Source organism: Paludibacter sp. (assembly GCF_009712605.1).
GTDB lineage: Bacteria > Bacteroidota > Bacteroidia > Bacteroidales > Paludibacteraceae > Microbacter.
The window spans coordinates 101,321-122,888 of the sequence record NZ_WASO01000011.1 but is presented as its reverse complement, the minus strand read 5'-3'; the positions used below and the strand labels follow the sequence as shown (position 1 = coordinate 122,888).

The following is a 21,568-nucleotide window of genomic DNA, read 5'->3' as shown; positions in this document are numbered from 1 at the left end:
ATTCAATGTTTTCCAAATGAAATTTCGTCCGGCAATTCGTTAACATCATCACTTTGATAAGGAAAATATTCTTTCAATTTTTGACCGGTTGCAAGAATTCCTGATGTCAACCCCTCTTTGTAATGATTTTCTGCAAACATATCCAACATACTGGATTTCAGTTCATCCCAATATTGTTGCTTTACATGTTCGTGTATTCCGCTATCGCCCACAATTGCCAGTTTTTTGCTTTTAACAGCCAGATAAAACAACACACCATTATGCTGTGCCGTGTTAGTCATTCCAAGCTTCTTAAAAACTTTTGTGGCACGCTTCAATGCATTGCCAAAGCAATAATTTTCGAGATGAACACGTATTTCGCCGGATGTATTTTTTTCAGCTTCGGCAATCGCTTCCATGATTTCTCCCTGCTCGTGAAGAGAAAAAAATTCAGTAACATCCATATTTAATTGATTTATAGGTAAAAAAATGACACATAAGCACAATAAATATGCACTTATGTGTCAAAAAATATCTTAGAATTTAACCTGAGGTGCTTTTTCTGCGCCTTCAGAAGCTTTGAAATAACCCTTTTGTTCAAAGCTACCCATACCTGCAATTATGTTAGCAGGAAAACGACGGATAGAAGCGTTAAATGCCTGAGCTGCTTCGTTATATTTACGCCGTTCAACCGCAATACGGTTCTCTGTGCCTTCCAGTTGCGATTGCAAAGCAAGGAAGTTTTCATTTGCTTTCAGGTTAGGATACTGTTCCACACTTACCATCAAACGCGATAAAGCGCCAGAAAGACCATCCTGAGCTTTCTGAAAAGCAGCTATATTGCTTTCATTCAACTTTGTAGGATCAATAGTTACAGAAGTTGCTTTCGCACGTGCTTCAATTACTTCAGTCAACGTTTTTTCTTCGTGAGTGGCATAACCTTTCACGGTTGCTACCAGGTTCGGAATCAGGTCGGCACGACGCTGATACACGTTTTCCACATTCGACCACTGAGCTTTAACACCTTCTTCCTGAGATACAAAGCCATTGTATTTTCCTACTCCCCAAAAAATAAATATGGCAATTACAGCTACAACTGCCACCAAAATAATCAATCCTTTTTTCATACATTAATAATTTATTTTTCTGAATTAATTTTGACTTTCTATTTGTTACAAAGATACATCAAAACAATTCTAATACAACAAATTGTATACCAGTAAAAAAAAACTGACATACCGCATTTTTTGAGTATTTTTGCATCGTCGTTTCTTTGAAGTAAAAAAGAAAACAAATTATTAATAATCAATACATTACAATATTTTTAGAATTAAAGAATGAACATTGCCGCGTTAGTTTCAGGAGGAGTAGACAGTTCCGTGATGGTACATCTGCTCAAAGAAGCGGGCTATGACCCCACCATTTTTTACATCCGAATCGGAATGGAAGAAGAAGATGGTTTCATCGATTGCCCCTCAGAAGAAGACATTGAAATTACTACATACATTGCCAAAAAATATGGTTGTAAATACGAAGAAGTTTCTCTCCACGAAGAGTACTGGGAAAACGTTGTAAGTTATACAATTGAAGCCGTAAAACGCGGTTTGACTCCCAACCCCGACATGATGTGCAACAAGCTTATTAAGTTTGGTTGCTTTGAACAAAACTGGGGAAAAGAGTTCGATAAAACAGCTACCGGTCACTACGCCCGCACTGCCGAAATTGATGGAAAAACTTACCTCGCCACTGCTGCCGATCATGTAAAAGATCAGACCTATTTTTTGGGACAAATTGATTACCTGCAAGTTAGCAAACTGATGTTTCCTATTGGACATCTGCAAAAAAGCGAAGTACGCCAAATTGCCGCAGATGCCAAACTTCCAAGTGCCGAACGCAAAGATAGTCAGGGTATTTGCTTCCTTGGAAAAATAAATTACAACGATTTTATCCGTCGTTACCTTGGCGAAAAAAAGGGAAAAATCGTTGAACTGGAAACCGGAAAAATTCTGGGTACACACAATGGTTACTGGTTTCACACTATTGGCCAACGTAGAGGTTTACGATTGGGTGGAGGACCGTGGTTTGTGGTAAAAAAGAATGTAGAAGAAAATATCGTTTACGTTTCAAACGGATACGACCCTGAAACACAATATGGTAAAGTAATCAATTTACAAGGATTCCAGTTTATTACCGAAGATTGGTGGGGCAATTTTGAAGGCGAAAAAGATATTAATTTCAAAATTCGTCACACTCCCGAATTTACCAAAGGCAAACTGGTTAAAATAAACGATATCTACCGCATTTACTCTGAAGATAAAATTCAGGGCATTGCTTCAGGACAATTTGGCGTTATTTACGACAACGACGCTCAACTCTGTCTGGGAAGCGGTATGATTATCTGATTTTCAACATAATAATAATTATTCAGTGAACAACAATAAATTAAATATATCCGATTTTGAAGTAATGGCACCCGCCGGTTCTTGGGAATCGCTCACGGCAGCCATTCAGGGAGGAGCCGATGCGGTCTATTTTGGCATCGAAAAGCTGAACATGCGTTCGCGTTCATCCAACAATTTTACCACCGAAGATCTCAAAGAGATTGTAGCTACCTGCCAAAAGAACAACGTAAAAAGTTACCTGACTCTCAATACAATACTGTACGATGAAGATCTTCAACTGATGCGTGAAATAGTGGATACTGCCAAAGAAGCCGGTGTTTCGGCCATTATTGCATCCGATGTGGCAGCCATGACTTATGCCAATCGGGTAGGGGTGGAGGTGCATCTTTCAACGCAGTTAAATATTTCCAACGCAGAATCTTTACGTTTTTACGCTCAGTTTGCCGATGTGGTGGTACTGGCCCGCGAACTGAATATGGATCAGGTGAAAGCTATCCACAATAAAATCGTTGAAGAAAATATTTGCGGCACAAAAGGAGAACTGGTACGAATCGAAATGTTCTGTCACGGAGCACTTTGCATGGCTGTATCGGGTAAATGTTACCTGAGCCTCCACGAAATGAATGCATCGGCCAACCGGGGCGCTTGTATGCAGGTTTGCCGTCGTGGATATACCGTAAAAGATAAAGAATCGGACATTGAACTGGACATTGAAAACCAGTACATTATGTCGCCAAAAGATTTGAAAACTATCCATTTTCTGAACAAAATGATCGATTCGGGTGTGCGTGTTTTCAAAATCGAAGGACGTGCCCGCAGCGCCGAATATGTGAGAACGGTTGTGGAATGCTACAAACAGGCTATTCAGTCTTATTTGGACGATAGTTTCACCGATGAAAAGATTGCTGCCTGGGACGAACGGTTGAAAAAGGTATTTAACCGTGGTTTCTGGAATGGATATTACCTGGGACAACGGTTGGGCGAGTGGAGTAAAAATTACGGTTCGGAAGCCACCAAAAAGAAAATTTATGTAGGCAAGGTAACCAACTATTTTGCCAACATCGGTGTTGCCGAATGCCTGATAGAGACACAATCGGTAAAAATAGGAGATGAAATCATCATAACCGGACCTACAACAGGTTGCTATGAAGATACATTGTCCGAAATCCGGGTAGACCTAAAACCAGTAGATGAAGCTAAAAAGGGAGATTATTTCTCTATTGCCGTTAAAGATAAAGTAAGACGCAACGACAAACTTTTCAAATGGGAGGATAGTAAAATTACTAAATAATTAAATATCAATTAATCATGAGGAAATATAGTTATCTTTTTCTGTCTTTAATTTTATTTCTTTCAGCGTGTGGAAGTTCTCAGCTATTGATTGACAAACCAACTGAAAATTATATTCCTCCTACCATTGAAAACAAAACATCAACTATCGGCATTTCTCTCGATATTGATGTTCAGGATCTTGAAAAAAGCATCAACAGTTATCTCAAAAATATTATTTATGAAGATAACAACCTGTCTGATGATAATTTACGCCTGAAAGTATGGAAACAACAGGATATTCATTTTACTATCAGCGGAAATAAAATAAACTGTACCATTCCTTTGAAAATTTGGGTTGAAACCGGATTCAAGAAAACAATTCTTGGTGCTACCATTCAGCAATATTATCAGGCAACCGGTGGAATTACCATCAATTTAAGTTCTACTTACCAGCTTCAAAACGATTGGAAAATAACTACTTTCACGAAGATTAATAATTTTAACTGGACTGAAAGACCTACTGTGAAAGTTGCAGGAATTGAAATGCCGGTTACAATGATTGCCAACCTTACTCTTAAAGCTTTACAACAAAAAATAAATAAGTCAATTGATGCCGCCATCTCTAAAAATATGGATGTCCGTCAGATTATGACTAAAACCTGGACGGTTGCTCAAAAACCGATTCAGGTAAACAAAAACTACGACGTTTGGTTGAAGGTTACACCAAAAAGTATTCTTTCAACTCCAATGGTGGCCAACGGATCTCATGTAAATTTCAATCTTGGAATGAATGCCCAGATAGAAACATCGGTAGGAAGCCAGATTAAAAATAATGATGTAAATAATTTACCTGATTATCAATATGTTTCAGCTATAAAACCTGAATTTAATCTTCTTCTTAACGTCAATCTTGACTACAAAGAATTAACAGATATTGCATCCAAACAAATTGTTGGCAGAACTTTTAATCAGAGAAGTAAACACATAACCATTGATAAGGTTAAATTTTACGGACACAATGATTTATTGGTTGTTGAAACACATGTAATGGGTAGTGCAAATGGAACTGTTTATTGTGTGGGTAAACTCGCTTTCGACAATGTAAACCAAACATTGAGCGTTACCAATTTCGACTTTGATATGAAAACTAAAAATGTTTTAGTAAAAAGTGCCAATTGGTTAATGCACAATAGATTTTTGAAAATGATAGAGCCTTATCTGACTATTTCAATGAAAGATCAGATAAATGACATTGTGAAAACCAGTAACGAAATGCTTACAAATTACGAGTTGATTAAAGGAATAAATCTTAGCGGAAAACTTGTAAAAAGCAATTTCGACGCAATAACCATCACGCCGAATGCCATCGTTGTAAGCGGCCAACTCTCCGGAAATCTCAAATTAAAAGTGAACCAGCTTCAATTTTAATGTAGCCACTCCATAGAACGCTTTGTAACGCGTTCTATAGGTTTATTAAGCCATTGATTTGCCTTATAGGTTAACCAGGCGCTACCGGCTCCTAAAACAGCTCCTGCAGCCACATCCGAAGGATAATGCACTCCCAGATTCATTCTGGAATAACCTACCGATGTTGCCCACAACATTGAGGGAGCAATTACATACCATTTCGGATAGCTGATACTCAAAGATGTAGCAACAGAAAATGCCATAGAAGTGTGTCCCGATGGAAAAGAAGGACTTCCTTCAGTTCCATTTGGAATAATATAACCCGGATACGTTTTATACGGACGCGGACGGTTTATGCTGTATTTCAATGCCATTGTAAAAGCACTTGAAACAACTAACGATGAAGCTATATACCAGCCATTTTTTACCTCTTCTTCATTCTTCGACAGATAGCCGCTTGTAAGAATAAATAATGGTACACCTACTGCAATATAGGTGTTTGAATTAGATAAAAACTTACTGGAATTATTCAAAAAAGCACCCGATCCGGTGTTGATTGAATGCAGCCATTTGGTTTCAATAGTTTGAGCCTCTAATTGATCAGCTAAAACAAAAATGAAAATGAAACTAACTATTATAGCTCTCATACTATTGTAAATTAAAATATTAGCTCAATTCCAACATTCTTCTGATCGGTTTTTCGGCTTTCACTCTTATCGATTCATCAATTTCAATTTCAGGAAACTCATACTTGAGGCAATTGTAAACTTTTTGCATTGTATTGAGCTTCATAAAATTACAATCGTTGCAACCGCAAGTACTATCGATAGGAGGAGCAGGAATAAACGTTTTATCAGGACTGTATTTTCTCATTTCGTGGATAATTCCACTTTCAGTAGCCACAATAAATTCTTTAGCATCCGATGTTTTTGTGAAATTCAATAAAGCAAGAGTTGATCCTATCTCATCGGCCACTTTCAACACAACACTCTGACATTCAGGATGTGCTAAAATTAAAGCGTTCGGATGTTCTTTTTTCAACAAAAGAATTTTTTCCAACGAAAATTGTTCATGAACATGGCAAGCTCCATTCCATAAGAGCATTGAACGACCTGTCACACTGTTGATATAATTTCCAAGATTACGATCCGGACCAAAGATTAATTTCGCATCTTTGGGAAAGCTATCTACTATTTTACGGGCATTACTCGATGTCACAACCACATCTGTCAAAGTTTTAACAGCAGCAGTGGTATTTACATACGAAATAACCGTATGATCGGGATGAGCCTTTACAAACTCTTCAAATTTATCGGCAGGACAACTTTCAGCCAAAGAACAACCGGCATTCAAATCAGGCACTAAAACCTTTTTTTCAGGGCTTAGTATTTTTACAGTTTCACCCATGAAATGAACACCACACATCACAATAATATCAGCTTCAACCTTGGTTGCCCATTGGGCCAAAGCAAGGCTATCACCAATAACGTCTGCAATATCTTGTATATCACCAGTTTGGTAGTAGTGAGCCATAATAACGGCATTCTTTTCTTTTTTAAGACGGGCTATTTCGGCTACAAGATCTGTATTTTCGGGAATGGCTTCATTGGCAAATCCACTTTTCAACCAACATTCTTTTATATTCATATTTTTTTTTCAATTTAAAAACTTAGAAAGATGATGATTATTGATTGTTGATAATGCTCAAAACTTTTTTGGCAAAGTCTTTGATTTTTCCTTTTCAAATTTAATATTGGAGAAATGAACAATTTATTAGTTTTGTAAATACTTAGTTTTTAGAGGTATTTAAATGGTTATCAACAACCTGTTCATAAGTTGCAAAGTTAGCAAGTTTTTTATCCCTCTGCATATGTTTTGTGTGTAAAAAGTAGTTGAAGATGATTGTATAAAAATGGAAAAACGAATTTGATATTACAGAGGAATTGAATAACAGAATAAATTTATGTAAAAATGCAAGGGCAAAATTCAATTTGTTTTGAAAAAGAAATCACAAGTTATCCACAATGTTACTAACAACCTGTTGTAAAACTATTGTGAATAACTTCATTTTGAAACTTATGTAGCGACATAATTTGCTAACTTTCAATATTTACACTATATTTGCATCAAATTTAAATACTGTTATATGGCACACACATTAGATAAACTGGATCGTAAAATTTTGCATTATATATCTCAAAACGCAAGGACACCTTTCTTGGAAATAGCCAGAGAATGCAATGTGTCCGGTGCTGCCATTCACCAAAGGGTACAAAAACTTGTTAACCAGGGTGTAATACGTAATTCGGAATTTGTTATCGATCAATACAAAGTTGGTTATCAAACATGCGCTTACATAGGCATTGTGTTGAAAAACAATATTGAGTTCCAGACGGTAGTTGATCATATTAAAGAGATTCCTGAAATTGTAGAGTGTCATTACACTACCGGAAAATATGCGATGTTTATAAAGATGTATGCCAAAGACAATCGTCATTTATTACGATTGATTCTCGATAAAATATCTACCATTCCGGGCGTTGCCAATACAGAAACTTTCCAACTTTCGCTTGAAGAAATTTTCCGTCGCCAACTATCTACATTTGGTGTAGACGAAGAAAAATAAAACAGGTTAAACTTTAAGTTGATAACAGGGTGATAAGTTTTGAGGAGTTCAGTAGTCAGGTTCCTTTATTCAGGACGCTGATAGGAAGACCATTTGGTAAAATGGTTTATCATGTTTTGGGACTTGGAAAAGTTCATAAAGTATATGAAGCAGCAAAAAATAACTCTTCTGACGGAAACGGGTTTATTGACGAGGTTTACAAATTATTTGGTGTGGAAACGGTTGTTGACAACCCTGAAGCATTAAAATATTTTACTGAAAACGAGAAGTTTGTAACGGTTTCCAATCATCCTTACGGTACATATGACGGTATGTCGTTAGTGCGCGTCATTAGCAGTGTTCGTCCTGACATAAAAGGAATTACAAATTTTCTTCTGAGCAAGGTAGAACCTATATCTCACCATTTTATTCCTGTCAATCCTTTCGAAAAATCGACCAGCAATCGCTCCAGTCTACCTGGTTTGCGTGTAGCTATGAATCATTTGAACGAAGGTCATCCGCTTTTTTTCTTTCCTTCAGGACAGGTTTCTAAAATTGTAAAGTGGTTTCGGATTGGTGACCGTGAGTGGCAGTTGCCGACCGTAAAGCTTATTCAAAAGTCCGAAGTACCTGTTATTCCTGTCTATTTTGAGGGTCATAACAGCTGGCGGTTTTTATTGATAGGATTGATTCATCCGATATTAAGAACGGCTTTTATTCCTGCTGAATTGAACAATAAGAAAGGAAAGAAGATTCATCTCCGCATCGGCGAACCTATTAGTGTAGAAGAGCAAAAACAGTATAAGAAGCCGGAAGATTTAGGAAAATTCTTATACCGGAAAACATATGAATTGAAAAAAAATAACTGAAAAAAGCGGCATTTTTGCCGCTTTTTCTGTTTTATGTGATTATGAAATAGTACCCGGAGATTTTATTCCACTTCAATTTTTCGGCTTCCATCCGCTTGTTCTTCGATAGTTACTTTCACGCAATTTTCTGGTAAAAGTGCTTCTATTTTTTCGGGCCATTCGATGAAACAAATGCTTCCGCTGTAGAAATAGTCTTCATACCCGAAGTCGAAAGCCTCTTCAGGCTTGTTTATACGGTAAAAATCGAAGTGAAATATGGGTGCCTTACCTTCCACCTCATATTCGTTGATAATGGCAAATGTGGGGCTGTTTACAACGTCTTTCACGCCGAGCTCTTCGCATACGGCCTTCACAAAGGTTGTTTTTCCGGCTCCCATCGAACCATAGAAAGCAAAAACCGTGCGTTCACCCATGTTATTGATAAATTCACGGGCAGTTTCGCGGATCGTATCGAGTGATTTTATTTGAAAAGTCATAGAAAAGTTACTTTTAAGCCTTTTTGCGGGCAATAGCATCTTCAATAATTTCTGAAATTACCTCACCGATAACCAATCCTGCGTGAGGAATTTGTTGGGGAATGAAGCTGGTAGGAGTCATTCCCGGGGTGGTATTTACTTCCAGCAGATTGATTTTATCTCCTTCGGTGATGATGTAATCGATGCGTACAATGCCATTGCAACCTAAAGTATTATAAATAAATGCAGTTGTTTTTTGTACTTCCGCGGTCAGTTCAGCCGACAAACGGGCTGGTGTAATTTCCTGCGATTCGCCTTTGTATTTGGCGGCAAAATCGAAAAATTCGTTCGCCGGAACTACTTCAGTGATAGGAAGTACCACCTGGCGTTTAGCCGTGGAGAAGATTCCGTTGGTGATTTCAGTTCCCTGCATAAAACTTTCGATAATTACTTCCTGTGCTTCGGCAAAAGCTTTTGCAATAGCCGGTTCTACCTCTTCGACGGCTTTTACTTTGGTAACACCGAAACTGGAACCACCGAGATTAGGTTTTACAAAGCAGGGTAGACCCACTTTTTCGACCACCTGAGCGGCTGTAATTACATCGCTTTTTCTCAAACGGATAGATGGTGCCACATTTACTCCGAAACCTTTCAGGTAAGTGTTGCAAACGTATTTATTGTAGGTGATGGCAGAAGCCAGAACGTTGCAGGAAGTGTAAGGCATTCCGATCATTTCAAAGTAGCCCTGCAAGCGGCCATCTTCGCCAGGAATACCGTGAATGGTAATGTAGGCGCAGTCGAAAGTGATTTTTTGCCCGTTCAATACAAAGCTGAAGTCGTTTTTATCAATCGGTAAGGTCGAATCGTCTTCGAGCAAAACATGCCAGTTATCCTTTTCAATTACTGCGATATAGAGGTTGTAACCGGAATCTTGTAAGAAAGAAAAAATACCTTTCGCGCTTTTAATAGAAACAATAACTTCAGATTGTTCTCCACCGGCAACAATTGCAATAGTTTTATTAACTGACATTGTATTGAATGATAATAAGTTACTAAAAAATAGATGTCGTTTATTTGACAGCACAAAGGTACGTTTTTTTACTAATGTTGGCACAAAAAGCAGGAATAATCGAATCGTGATGTATTTTTGCAGGCTAATTCAAAAATCTATGAAACATTTCATTCATAAAATAACTCCCCGTATATCCCGGCACAATTTATTATTGGTGGCAGCCTGCATGTGGCTGTTTGCAGGAGGCATGTTGTTGTGGCGAAGTTGTACTTATTTCGAGCCGGTATCGGGCTGGCCGTGGTTATTAATCCTTTCTTTTACAGGAGGTTTATTGTTTTTCAGGGGTATGTTTCTCCGTATTTCAAATAAACACATCAACCGCATCCGGGAAATGAAAAACGAACGTCCTTGTCTTTTCTCGTTTTTCAATTTACGCTCTTACGGAATAATGGCGGTGATGATTAGTGGTGGGGTAGGGTTGCGGACTAGCCATTTGATTGCTTTGCCATATTTATCTCTTTTCTATCTGTTTATGAGCATTCCCTTGTTGTTGTCGGCCGTCAGATTTGTGAAAGCATGGCTTATTTATTAGGCACATCCAACTTTCGCAACTTCTGAACTACTTAATATAATACCTTTAATTTCGTTTTTGATATAGACCTCATGTTCTCTTTTTACTTTTTGTCTTGACACAAAAAGTAAACAAAAAGGTCAAGGCTATGCCCGCTTCGCTCAAAAAACTGACGTTCACCGACGAAAATCGCCCAAACTCGTTTCCTCCTTGCGTCAGAAACTTCAAACAAGGACGATTTTTGCGTCGCTTCACTTGTTTTTTGGCTCACCGCACAAGGCCACTCCAATCTGCATGAGCAAGTTAGATGAAAATAGCAGGATATTTTATCATCTTTGGTGAAATCAGTCCCGAAGGGATCAACAAAAATACCAAACTGACGGAAAGCTGTTTGAGTGAGTAGGCTACCTACAGAAGTTGGTTAATGAGAAAATGTTTCATAGCCGAGCGAACGAGTTCTTTCCGTCAATGTTTTTGCTTACTTTTTGCACCAAAAAGTAAGGCCTGCGGCAGGCAAAGAACAAATTTGAAATTTGGAAAAATATATGGTGCAAAACTTCAATTATAAATTTCTGTGCATTATAAATATCAATATTTTAAACATGTTATACAGGTAGAAAACAATGCTTACGAAAGTTGAATAAGGACAATTATAATGACAAACAAAAAGAGGTTACTTCGTATGAAACAACCTCTTTTCAGTTATAATGTAGCGCTAAATTATTTAGCGAAAAATCCTTTTACTTCATCGTTGTGAACGATTTCTTCTTTGAAGACATATGCACCAGTCTTAGGAGATTTAACCATTTTAATCACCTTAGCATAGGCACGACCTTCACCTGTTTGCAATGATGCAACCGCTTTCTTTGCCATAGTATATAGTTATTATTTGATTTCTTTATGAACCGTTACTCTTTTCAGAATAGGGTTATATTTTTTCAACTCCAAACGACCGGTTGTGTTTTTACGGTTTTTGGTTGTGATATAGCGAGATGTACCCGGCATACCGCTTTCTTTGTGCTCGGTGCATTCCAAAATCACCTGGATTCTGTTTTCTTTTGATTTCTTAGCCATTTCTCTGCCTCCTCTTGGTTATACGTATAAATACCCTTTTTCAGCTGCTTTCTTAATGGCAGCATTTAAACCGATTTTGTTAATCGTGCGCAGTCCGGCAGCCGATACTTTCAGGCTAATCCAGCAATCTTGTTCTACCCAATAGAACTTACGTGTAAACAGGTTTACATCAAAAACGCGTTTTGTGCGACGTTTCGAGTGAGAAACGTTGTTTCCTGTCATTGCTTTTTTTCCGGTAATTTGACAAGTCTTTGCCATATCTTATTCTATTTTTTATTGTTTATTCTTTCACAGAATGGGAGCGCAAAGGTACAGAAATTTTATCAACAACCAAAAAATTATCCACAAATTATTTCTATAATTGGATTTCTTTTCTGCTTTTTTAATCATTGTGCTGAATTTCAGCGCAATATTATTTTGACACTTGTAATTTTTGCGCCTCTTCGTCACCCTTTGCAATGATGTCGTTTGCTTTTTGCTGGGCTTTTTTCATGGTTTCGTCGGCAAGTTTTTTAGCAGCAATTTTAGCAAACGGGTTTTTTGCCTGATTGACGATGTTGTCAGCCTGGCTTTGTGCAGCCTGTAAAAGTGCATCGGCTTTGGCCTTGGCATCTGCCCTGATTTGATCCATTTTCTTCTGCGCTTCGGCTTTGGCTGCGTCCAGTTTCGGGGCTACAGCACTTTTGGCTGTGCTCAACGCGGTGTTGGCAATCGATTTGCCTAGTTCGGCAGTGCCTAATTTAATTTTCGGATTACTGAAAGTTCCCAGAATCTGGAACGGAATGTTGCTGAGATTGATTCCTAATGGAGAAGGAGTTCCCGGAGGCAAGGTTAGTTTCCCGTTGTAAAGAATGCTTTTGTCCAGACCGGTTTTTCCTCCCAAATTCAGGGTGTAATTAGCTATTTTTACATCAAATGGCTTCACATTCACTGCTTTTTCGGCGATGGTGAACGGGATTTTCAGATCTTTTGTTGAGAAGCTTTTGAGTTTGTCATTCTTAAGAGCCGTAGCCAGTGAATTAAGTGCCGATACTCCACCTACCTGAACATTATTCGACTGAAGCAAGCCATTTGCCAATAAAGAGTTATAGTCGATGTTCATTTTGTCGTCGAGCAACGATTTGAGCGACATCTTCACCGAATAGTTTCCTTTTACGTTCTCAAAAATAGGAACCAGTTTCTGCACCATATCGAGCGATACGAATGTTTTGGCAAATGAAGCAGTCTGAATGTTCAGATCGAAATCCACGGCCGGCTTTTTAGGATCGACGGTGCTGTAACTACCATTGGTTGTGATAGTTCCATCAAACATTCCCAATTGAACATTTTTCATCGAAGCAATACCGTCTTTCACAATGATTTGACCTGCCAGATTGTTGATATCGAATTTATTGTAAACCACCTTCTTTGCTTTGGCATTGAGTACAAAATCTATGTTCTTTGGCACTACAAATGCAGTTGTCTGAACTGATTTATTACTTGTTGTCGTGGTTGACGACGCCATCAATTCGTTAAAATTCAGATTATTGGAAGATACATTAAGTGTTCCCTTAATAGTCTGATTTTTCATCACGTAGGGAATGATGTTTTCCAGTTTTCCATCAGCTGAAATATCACTTTTGCCAATAATGATTTGAGTATTGCTCAGTTCGGCAAATTTGGGAGAGAACTGCAATTTTGCCTGTGGAATACGAACCGCCGGCATATCTTTGCCCTTGTAGTTCATGTTATTGATTTGCAACAACCCGTTGGCGTTGATGTTTTCGTACTGACCGCTTTGTACTTGTTCCATGGTGCCGGAGGCGGCCAGATTGGCTGTAATAAGTCCTGTGAGGCCAGTTCCGGCTTCGAGCGGATAGAAATCCTTAATTCCACCCAAATCGAGCCGTCCGGCGGCTTTCATTGCAAATGCCGTATTGCCAAGCAAATTACTAAAATTGCCACTCAAATCGAAGGGATTTCCGCCCATTTCGAAATGGAATTTCGGTACGTGCAGTTGTACCTGATCGAGGCGGTTGCCCGGATTTTCGGCAATAAGTTGCAGATTGATATTGGTGACTGATTTCGGGAGATTCGGGTATTTGAACCAGGCGTTGATTACATTCAATGCAATTTTGAATGATGGCATTACCGAATCGCTGTACTGGCCTTTTGCATAGCCTTCCAGAGAGACCTTACCATCAGCCTGAACGGACTTAAAGTCGTTGGCATAGATAGCAGGAACCAGCGAAAGAATGTTTTTGAAGGCAAGTGCCGGAGTTGACAGTTTGAGATCCATGCCGTAGCCTTTCGGAAGCATAGCAACCCAACCGTCGAGACTGGCTTCTAGGTCGTTGACCTTAATTTTGTTCTTTTTGAGCGTGTATTTGCTGTTCTTAAGATCGGCATTCAGGTTGGCTTCCAACTCGATGTTGGCATCGCGCAGATAGGGGATATTTCCCATGGTGAAGCTCACTTTTTCGGCCTTCATCTGCGTTTCGATGTCGGTTACGTCGGCCGTCATATCGCCCGAGAGCGTTCCTGAAAACTTGTTGAGCGTAAGCAATTGTCCGGCTTTACGGTCGTTATAGGTAATCCGACCTTCGTCGATAGCCAGCTTTTTAAGTTTGAGGTGAAATTTAGACGGGGTCGTGTCGGTTTTGGCAACAGTAGAATCCGGTTTCATAATGTCCCAGTTCATTTTGCCGTCTTTGCCCACAATGGCGTTTACCACCGGGCGATCGAGCACCACTTTGGAAACCTCGTAACCGCTGTTTCCAAAAAGGCTCAGGAGGTTGACCACCACCTGAAAAGATTTGGTGGAGACAAGTGTATCTTTGGCAAACTCACCTGCACCGACGATGGAAAGATCTTCGAGCTCGATGGTCGCCTTCGGGAAATTACGTAGCAAGCTGATACTTAACTTGCTGTAATTGAACGTTGCGTTAAGTTTTTTGTTGGTTTCAGACTTGACAATAGTGTCTACTTTGCCATTGAATGCCATAGGCAAAAAAAGGAGGATCAAGAAAAATCCTCCGAAAACAGAGCCAAAAATGATGAGTTGTTTCTTCATAAAGATTATTGGATATAAAATCAAAAACAAAGGAATCGACTCAGAGAGCTCTGTCAGCAAACGGCAAACGAATGCCGGAATTTATTTCAGCTTATTGGTAGCCGTGTCGGGAAAAATGATGGTTGGTTTCCAGGTTTTTGCTTCCTCGAAATCCATCGTTGCAAAAGACACAACCAACACAATATCACCCGGTTGAACCAGGCGTGCAGCTGCACCATTCAGGCATACGGTTCCAGAACCGCGTTCTCCCTTAATGATATAAGTTTCGAAGCGTGCACCGTTATTGTTGTTCAGAATGCTGACTTTTTCGTGCTCTATGAGATTGGCGGCATCCATTAAATCTTCGTCAAGAGTGATGCTGCCGATATAGTTCAAATTCGCGTCGGTAACAGTGACACGGTGGATCTTGGATTTTAAAACTTCAATTTGCATGAAAATGATTGGTTAGTGGGTGTTAATTATTGTCGACCGACAACTTTCAACAGGTGATTAATTTGCCTTAATTCAATAAAATAAAACTACTTATAACGAATATTGTCGATGAGGCGCACTTCGCCGCAAAATACGGTGATACATCCTACGATATAATCGGTTTGATTCCAATCCGATACTGCCTGAAGGGTATTGCCATCGACGATCTCAAAATATTCGACGCGCAACTCACTCTCTTTGTTGACGTTGTCAATTACCCAGTCGGTGAGTTCGGCAATCGGTTTTGAGGGTGCAAAATTACGACTTTCAAATAAAACTTTCGATATGGTTACCGCTTTTTTTCTCTGACTATCAGTTAAACGGGCATTTCTACTGCTCAATGCTAGGCCGTCGGCTTCGCGCACAATAGGGCAGGCAATGATTTCGAGCGCCAAACCGAGCTGTTTTACCATCTCGCGGATAATGGCCAGTTGCTGAAAGTCTTTTTCTCCAAAATAAGCCCTGTCGGGTGTCACGATGTCAAATAACTTGCTCACAATCTGAGCTACTCCGTTGAAATGCCCCGGACGATACTTGCCTTCCATCACTTTATCGAGCGGTGTGAAGTCGAAAACGCGGGTATCAGGTTCGGGGTAAATTTCATCTTCGCTTGGTGCAAAGATAAGGTTACATCCGACGCTTTGTAACAGTTCGGTATCTTTTTCGAGCGTACGCGGGTAGTTTTTCAGATCGTTTTTGTCGTTGAACTGAGTCGGGTTTACAAAAACACTAACTACGGTTACGTCATTTTCTGCAGCACATTTTTTCACGAGTGAAGCGTGTCCTGCGTGGAGGGCTCCCATGGTGGGAACCAGTCCGATAGTTTTGCCGGCTGCTTTTTGAGCTGCAATTTCAGCTTTCAGATCGGCAATGGTTGAAAAGACTTTCATTGTTTTAATTTGAGGATTTGAGGATTTGAAAATTTGGGGATGTAGGTTCATCCTCAAATCTTTACATCTTCAAATTTCCACATTTTGATTATAGTTTTACTAAAGTTCCGATTTTTTCGCCGCTCATCACCTTTTTGAGGTTGCCAACGGTGTCCATGTCAAAAACATAGATCGGCATTTTATTCTCTTTGCACATGGTGGTTGCGGTCAGGTCCATCACTTTGAGGCCACGGATATAGATTTCGTCGTATGTAATTTCGTCGAATTTGGTGGCGGTAGGATCTTTTTCGGGGTCGGCAGTGTAGATGCCATCCACACGAGTGCCTTTGAGCATCACGTCGGCTTCAATTTCGATGGCACGAAGTGAAGAGCCGGTGTCGGTGGTGAAGAACGGATTGCCGGTGCCGGCTGAGAAGATGGCTACTTCGCCGCGTTCCAGACTTTCAATAGCTTTTGCTTTGCTGTAGAATTCGCCGATCGGTTCCATGCGGATAGCCGTCAATACGCGCGTTTTTACGCCCAAAGCTTCGAGTGCAGAGCTGAGAGCTAAGCTGTTGATAACGGTAGCCAACATGCCCATTTGGTCGCCTTTTACACGGTCGAAACCTTTGGAAGCGCCACTCAAACCGCGAAAGATGTTGCCACCTCCGATAACGATTCCGATCTGAACGCCCATATCGGCTATTTCTTTAATTTGGGCAGCATACTCGCCGAGGCGGGTTTCGTCGATGCCGTACTGTTTTTCTCCCATCAGCGATTCACCGCTGATTTTTAGCAAAATGCGTTTGTAAATTGCCATAAAAATGTAGGGTTAAAATAGCGTTATATTTTGCGGCGCAAAGTTCGGCAAATTTATTGGTATGGCAATGAAAAAGGAATTTAAGATGTGGAAATAGTCGATTTAAATAGGGTTGATTTCCAGTTCAATTTAACTCATAACAAGTTAGGACCTGGAAAATAATTAAGAAAAAAGTTACGGATTTGATTCGGCAATTGTCTCGTTCTCTTTGTTCAGTGGCAATGTAAGCCAGAGATAGGATGAGGAAGTAAGAGGATTCCGTTCGTATACCTTTATTTGGTTGGCGATTTCAACTATCGAATAACCACATTTTCCGGATATAGTTTGTTGGAGAGTACGCGTAAGAATACCGGGAACACCATTATAGTCGAATACGGCATTGCGGTGATAGTGGCCGCCCAGTATAGCTTTGGTATTGTATTTCAATAGTGTATTTATTATTTTGGCTGAATCGTCCACCTGAACAGAGACGATAGGGAAATGAGTGATAGCAATTACAGGTTGGTGTAACGGAATTTTCGATAACTGGGCGTTGATCCAGTTGAGTTCATTCTGGTTTACACGTCCCCGGTTATTTCCATTGCCTTGTCCGGTATTGAATCCGATAAAGAAATATCCTTTGTGCATAAACGAAAAGTGGTGTTGAACAAATACTGAGTCGAAGGTGGAGGTAATTGTTTTGCAATGGCGGGTATCGTGGTTGCCCGGAATGGCATAGTAAGGTATTTTCAGACTGTCGAGCAGTTGTTTCGCCTTCAGTAGCGACGGTCGGTCGCCTTTATCAGCTACGTCGCCGGCCACAATCACAAAATCCAGATTTTTTTGCGCATTGAGATCCTTTACCGTTTGACGCAACGTCGCTTCGTTTCGCGGATCGGTTTGCTTGAGGTGGGTATCGGTAATCAGGGCAAACCGGAATGATCCGGTACCATTTTGCGCAAAGGCGGAAACCGAACAAACGATTTCCGCCCAGAGCAGGATAATTATTCCTAAACGTTTCACGTGTGTTCTCTTTTTTAGATCGAATTTGCTTTGTGTTTGTACTTGAAGAACAGCGCAAACAAGACTGCAATGACCATTGCATAACCTGCAAATATAAACCAGATGGTAGGCCAGTTGCGGCTAATCAGTACACCGCCTTCTCCATATTTGGAATACAAATCGACGATTGCTCCGCTAGCATATCCTCCCATAATGGCTCCCAACCCGTTGGTCATCATCATAAACAATCCCTGTGCACTGGCTCTGATTTCGGGTTTTGCCTCGGTCTCAACAAACAGTGAGCCAGAGATATTGAAGAAATCGAATGCCATGCCGTAAACGATCATCGAGAGGATGAGCAGTGTCAGTCCCGACCCGGGGTTGCCGATGCCGAAAAATCCGAAACGGAGCACCCAGGCCAGCATACTCATCAGCATCACCTGTTTGATTCCGAAGCGTTTCAGGAAGAATGGTATGGTCAAAATGAACAGTGTCTCAGACATTTGCGATAGCGAAAGCAGGATTACCGAATGTTTTACACCGAACGATTCGGCATATTCCGGAATCGATTTGAAACTGCCGATAAACAGGTCGCCGTACGAATTGGTTATTTGCAACGCAGCTCCCAAAAGCATGGCAAAGAAAAAGAAAACGGCCATTTTCCGTGTTTTGAACAGGACCAATGCATCAAGTCCCAACGCCGACATCAGCGATTTATGTTCGGTTTTGGCGGGCGTACAAGCCGGAAGTGTGAATGAATACAGGGCCATGAACAGCGAAGCAATGGAGCCTACGTAAAGCTGTGCGTTGGAGTTTTTGAAGCCAGACAGGTCGACCACCCACATGGCAACGATAAAACCGATGGTTCCGAACGTTCGAATTGGGGGAAAAGATTTGACAATGTCGTATTTATATTGCTCCAAAGCGTTGTAAGCTACCGTGTTATTCAGTGCAATGGTGGGCATGTAAAAGAACAGGTTGATTAGCATCGCCCAATACATGTGATCGTAGTCGGTAAGGGTGGAGGCATAAAACAGCGCTCCGGCTCCGAACAGGTGGCAAATGCCCATCAAACGTTCGGCATTGATCCATTTGTCGGCGATGATGCCGATGATTCCGGGCATTACCAGTGAGGCTATGCCCAGTGTTGCGAAAATCGATCCAATTTGGCCTCCTTCAAAGTTGAGGTTGCGGCCCAGATATCCACCGAGAGAAATCAACCACGATCCCCAGATAAAAAACTGGAGAAAACTCATCAGCGTCAGGCGGAATTTTATGTTCATAAGGCGATTTTAATTTAAGTTGATACAAAAGTACAAATTTGTCGGATGTTGGCAAAAATCGTGTGTGTTTTAATAAAATGTGATTTTAGTGATCGTAATCACTAAATATTATAATATTTTTCTATCGTAATCACCAAAAGTTGGATTTTATGGTTTTAGGAGCAAAAACTGGTCAAAATTATCCCTGTTAATCACTTTCAGGTCTGCTGTCGGATAGGCATTTGAAAACACTTTGGTAATTCTTGCTTTTTTAGCCGGGTTCCATTTGAATTCATAAGCGGTCATTTTACCATCAGCTTCCTCAATATAGTCTACCTCCTGTTGGGCGCTTGTTCTCCAAAACCATTTATTTGCCCATATTTCGTTGTATTGTAGTAATTTAATTCGTTCGCTAATCATGAAATTTTCCCATAAAGCTCCCTTATCTGTCCGCATTTCCATGTCAGAAAAGTTAGAAATCAAAGCATTACGAATTCCATTGTCATAAAAATATATTTTTCGGCTCATTTTCAGCTCATTTCTAAGATTCCGGCTTAATGACGACAAACGGAAAATGACCTTGGATTGTTCCAACAGGATGATATATTTTTCGACGGTAATTTTGTCAATTTCAACCAAATTGCTCAGTTCATTAAATGAGACCTGGCTACCAACCTGAAAAGCCAGAGCCTGCAACAGTTTCAGCAATTTATCAGGCTTTTTAATCCGTTCCCATTCCAGAATATCTTTGTACAGGTAGCTTTCGGTAAGCTGATGCAGGATTTGATTTTCGCTTCCGGGGTTGTTTACTACGTCAGGGTAATATCCGTAAATTAGCCTGACAGGCAAGTGCTTGTATTCTTCGAAATAGCCATGATGCGCTACCATTTCGCTAAAAGAGAGAGGATAGAGTTCGTATTCCCATTTGCGGCCGGTGAGTGGTTCGTTAATCTTGTTCGACAGCTCGAAAGCAGAACTTCCTGTAGCAATGAGTTGTATATCAGGGAGCTCGTCGGTAATGAGTTTGAGCTTAATTCCAATATTTTCGATGCGTTGTGCTTCATCGATAATTACAATTTTTGCATCGCCAAACAGCGTGCGGAAACGTTCGACCGAAACGTTTTCAAATAAATTTCTGACCGAGAACTCATCAGCATTGAACCACAATGCATTATCCTGATTAGATATAAGTTGCTTTAAAAGAGTAGTTTTACCTACCTGTCTGGCTCCGATGAGCAAAATGGCTTTGCCCGAAAAAAGTCGGCTGCTTATTACTTCGGAAAGTTTTCGCTGTATCATAATAGGATGATATTAAATCGCAAATATAGTGAATTTAGTGATTGTAATCACCAAATATTATAATAATTTTATATCGTAATCACCAAAATCATACATTTTGAGAGCAGAATTGACTTTCGAATCACTTTTTTCTTCTCACTCAACCATATCTTTTGCAGCTTTCCGGTCTATTTTTCCGTTGGGGGTCATTGGTATTTTATCTACCGCAATAATGTGTTTCGGAGTTTCATAAACACCTAAATGACAAGATATTTTATTTAGTAAATCTTGTTTCGAAATCTCTTTCGATTCGATTAGTAATACCAATTTTTCGCCCAACTTCGGATCGGGAGCGGAGGTAATGCAAAACGGGACATCAAGAATTTGAGCGAGTTTTCGTTCAATCTGTTCGGTTTGTAGTTTGATGCCCCCGCTGTTGATTACGTTGTCTTTGCGGCCCAGAATTTCAAAACTGCCATCGGGCAAGAGGCGGGCAATATCGTTGGTAACGATTTTTTCGGGACAGATCCGGGGAGCATCGATTGTCAGCGTTTCGTCTTCGGAAAGGGAGATGTTGACGTTATTGACCGGGCGATAAGTTTCCGACCGTGTTGTGCCGTTGAGGCGGCGCAGTGCGATGTGCGACAGCGTTTCGGTCATGCCGTAGGTGGAGTACCAGGCATTGGGCAGTTCGGCAACTTTCATTTCCATTTCCGGATCAATGGCGGCACCTCCAATAATGCCGTTTTTGATGGTTCCTAATGCTGTTTTATCGTTCAACAAGGAATTGAATACCTGCAGTGGAACCATGGCGGCAAAGTCAAATATCAGATCGTTCGGAATAGTTGCTAACGGGTGGCCATTCGGTGCAACCGTGTAGAGATCGAGTCCGGCAACGAGTGAGCGTACTACCATCATTTTGCCCGCGATGTAGCGTACCGGCAGGCATAGCAGCGCTTTATCCCCGTGTTGCAATCCCAAAGCGGTGCAGGTGGTGATGGCACTTTGCATCATCCGTTCTTTTTCCACCACAATGTTTTTGGGTGTTCCGGTCGAGCCGGAGGTGTGAACCGTAAGGGTGGGGGAATCGTTCCACCATGCTTGTAAAAAGGCGAACAGTTCGCGTTCCCATTCGGGTGTTTCCGGTTCGGTCAGCTTGGTATCTGCCAGAATCAATGCCAGTTCTTTG

General features: G+C 40.4%; 23 protein-coding genes. 6 read left to right on the top strand and 17 right to left on the bottom strand.

Features of this window, described 5'->3' with window-relative positions; all coding sequences use genetic code 11:
• Nucleotides 1-2: 2 nt before the first annotated feature.
• Both F8N35_RS10055 and F8N35_RS10050 read right to left on the bottom strand, forming a co-directional pair.
• Nucleotides 3-443, bottom strand: coding sequence for a TPM domain-containing protein (locus F8N35_RS10055; protein WP_293052207.1), 441 nt, complete (start codon nt 441-443; stop codon nt 3-5).
• Between the two features lie 72 nt (nt 444-515).
• A complete protein-coding gene (locus tag F8N35_RS10050) occupies nt 516-1,106 on the bottom strand; it encodes a LemA family protein (RefSeq protein ID WP_293052205.1) in 591 nt (196 codons plus the stop codon).
• A gap of 210 nt (nt 1,107-1,316) precedes the next feature.
• Between F8N35_RS10050 and mnmA the strand changes: the two genes are divergently transcribed.
• From mnmA to F8N35_RS10035, 3 genes are all read left to right on the top strand, one after another.
• Complete coding sequence (gene mnmA / locus F8N35_RS10045) at nt 1,317-2,381, top strand: tRNA 2-thiouridine(34) synthase MnmA (RefSeq protein ID WP_293052202.1); 1,065 nt, start codon at nt 1,317-1,319, stop codon at nt 2,379-2,381.
• 64 nt (nt 2,382-2,445) lie between these two features.
• Nucleotides 2,446-3,672 (top strand): peptidase U32 family protein, encoded by a 1,227-nt coding sequence (locus tag F8N35_RS10040; RefSeq protein ID WP_293052307.1) that lies wholly within the window; start codon nt 2,446-2,448, stop codon nt 3,670-3,672.
• Nucleotides 3,673-3,689: 17 nt separating this feature from the next.
• Nucleotides 3,690-5,081: a DUF4403 family protein gene (locus tag F8N35_RS10035; protein ID WP_293052199.1), complete on the top strand. Its 1,392-nt coding sequence runs from the start codon at nt 3,690-3,692 to the stop codon at nt 5,079-5,081.
• On the opposite strand, the gene F8N35_RS10030 is transcribed toward F8N35_RS10035, so the two are convergent.
• Nucleotides 5,078-5,707 (bottom strand): phosphatase PAP2 family protein, encoded by a 630-nt coding sequence (locus F8N35_RS10030; RefSeq protein ID WP_293052196.1) that lies wholly within the window; start codon nt 5,705-5,707, stop codon nt 5,078-5,080. The genes F8N35_RS10035 and F8N35_RS10030 overlap by 4 nt on opposite strands.
• Nucleotides 5,708-5,726: 19 nt before the next feature.
• Nucleotides 5,727-6,707, bottom strand: coding sequence for a quinolinate synthase NadA (nadA, locus tag F8N35_RS10025; RefSeq protein ID WP_293052193.1), 981 nt, complete (start codon nt 6,705-6,707; stop codon nt 5,727-5,729).
• 499 nt (nt 6,708-7,206) lie between these two features.
• On the opposite strand from nadA, the gene F8N35_RS10020 reads away from it, so the two are divergent.
• Complete coding sequence (locus tag F8N35_RS10020; protein ID WP_293052190.1) at nt 7,207-7,686, top strand: Lrp/AsnC ligand binding domain-containing protein; 480 nt, start codon at nt 7,207-7,209, stop codon at nt 7,684-7,686.
• A gap of 29 nt (nt 7,687-7,715) precedes the next feature.
• Nucleotides 7,716-8,534: a lysophospholipid acyltransferase family protein gene (locus F8N35_RS10015; RefSeq protein ID WP_293052187.1), complete on the top strand. Its 819-nt coding sequence runs from the start codon at nt 7,716-7,718 to the stop codon at nt 8,532-8,534.
• Between the two features lie 62 nt (nt 8,535-8,596).
• On the opposite strand, the gene tsaE is transcribed toward F8N35_RS10015, so the two are convergent.
• Both tsaE and F8N35_RS10005 read right to left on the bottom strand, forming a co-directional pair.
• Entirely contained in the window at nt 8,597-9,010 is a 414-nt protein-coding gene (tsaE, locus tag F8N35_RS10010) for a tRNA (adenosine(37)-N6)-threonylcarbamoyltransferase complex ATPase subunit type 1 TsaE (protein ID WP_293052184.1), read from the bottom strand.
• 13 nt (nt 9,011-9,023) lie between these two features.
• Entirely contained in the window at nt 9,024-10,019 is a 996-nt protein-coding gene (locus F8N35_RS10005; RefSeq protein WP_293052181.1) for a D-alanine--D-alanine ligase, read from the bottom strand.
• Between the two features lie 139 nt (nt 10,020-10,158).
• Between F8N35_RS10005 and F8N35_RS10000 the strand changes: the two genes are divergently transcribed.
• Nucleotides 10,159-10,593, top strand: a complete 435-nt coding sequence (locus F8N35_RS10000; protein ID WP_293052178.1) for a hypothetical protein — start codon at nt 10,159-10,161, stop codon at nt 10,591-10,593.
• 699 nt (nt 10,594-11,292) lie between these two features.
• Here the strand turns inward: F8N35_RS10000 and F8N35_RS09995 are convergent.
• The 11 genes from F8N35_RS09995 to F8N35_RS14575 all read right to left on the bottom strand — a co-directional run bounded on the left by F8N35_RS09995 (nt 11,293) and on the right by F8N35_RS14575 (nt 21,555).
• Nucleotides 11,293-11,445 carry a DUF4295 domain-containing protein gene (locus F8N35_RS09995; protein WP_084252236.1) on the bottom strand — a complete coding sequence of 51 codons (153 nt, stop codon included), beginning with the start codon at nt 11,443-11,445 and terminating at the stop codon, nt 11,293-11,295.
• A 12-nt stretch (nt 11,446-11,457) separates the two neighbouring features.
• A complete protein-coding gene (gene rpmG / locus F8N35_RS09990; RefSeq protein ID WP_068701964.1) occupies nt 11,458-11,646 on the bottom strand; it encodes a 50S ribosomal protein L33 in 189 nt (62 codons plus the stop codon).
• An 18-nt stretch (nt 11,647-11,664) separates the two neighbouring features.
• A complete protein-coding gene (rpmB, locus tag F8N35_RS09985) occupies nt 11,665-11,904 on the bottom strand; it encodes a 50S ribosomal protein L28 (RefSeq protein ID WP_068701966.1) in 240 nt (79 codons plus the stop codon).
• Between the two features lie 154 nt (nt 11,905-12,058).
• Nucleotides 12,059-14,698 carry an AsmA-like C-terminal region-containing protein gene (locus F8N35_RS09980; RefSeq protein ID WP_293052170.1) on the bottom strand — a complete coding sequence of 880 codons (2,640 nt, stop codon included), beginning with the start codon at nt 14,696-14,698 and terminating at the stop codon, nt 12,059-12,061.
• Nucleotides 14,699-14,779: 81 nt separating this feature from the next.
• Nucleotides 14,780-15,130 carry an aspartate 1-decarboxylase gene (gene panD / locus F8N35_RS09975; RefSeq protein ID WP_068701969.1) on the bottom strand — a complete coding sequence of 117 codons (351 nt, stop codon included), beginning with the start codon at nt 15,128-15,130 and terminating at the stop codon, nt 14,780-14,782.
• A gap of 86 nt (nt 15,131-15,216) precedes the next feature.
• Nucleotides 15,217-16,059 carry a pantoate--beta-alanine ligase gene (gene panC, locus F8N35_RS09970; protein WP_293052165.1) on the bottom strand — a complete coding sequence of 281 codons (843 nt, stop codon included), beginning with the start codon at nt 16,057-16,059 and terminating at the stop codon, nt 15,217-15,219.
• An 88-nt stretch (nt 16,060-16,147) separates the two neighbouring features.
• A complete protein-coding gene (pyrH, locus tag F8N35_RS09965) occupies nt 16,148-16,858 on the bottom strand; it encodes a UMP kinase (RefSeq protein ID WP_293052162.1) in 711 nt (236 codons plus the stop codon).
• Nucleotides 16,859-17,032: 174 nt separating this feature from the next.
• Nucleotides 17,033-17,860, bottom strand: a complete 828-nt coding sequence (locus F8N35_RS09960; RefSeq protein WP_293052160.1) for a metallophosphoesterase — start codon at nt 17,858-17,860, stop codon at nt 17,033-17,035.
• 14 nt (nt 17,861-17,874) lie between these two features.
• A complete protein-coding gene (locus F8N35_RS09955; protein ID WP_293052158.1) occupies nt 17,875-19,122 on the bottom strand; it encodes a nucleoside permease in 1,248 nt (415 codons plus the stop codon).
• A gap of 147 nt (nt 19,123-19,269) precedes the next feature.
• A complete protein-coding gene (locus F8N35_RS09950) occupies nt 19,270-20,400 on the bottom strand; it encodes an ATP-binding protein (protein WP_293052155.1) in 1,131 nt (376 codons plus the stop codon).
• 135 nt (nt 20,401-20,535) lie between these two features.
• On the bottom strand, nt 20,536-21,555 hold the full coding sequence (locus F8N35_RS14575) for an AMP-binding protein (RefSeq protein WP_363928379.1): 1,020 nt from the start codon (nt 21,553-21,555) through the stop codon (nt 20,536-20,538).
• Nucleotides 21,556-21,568 lie beyond the last annotated feature (13 nt).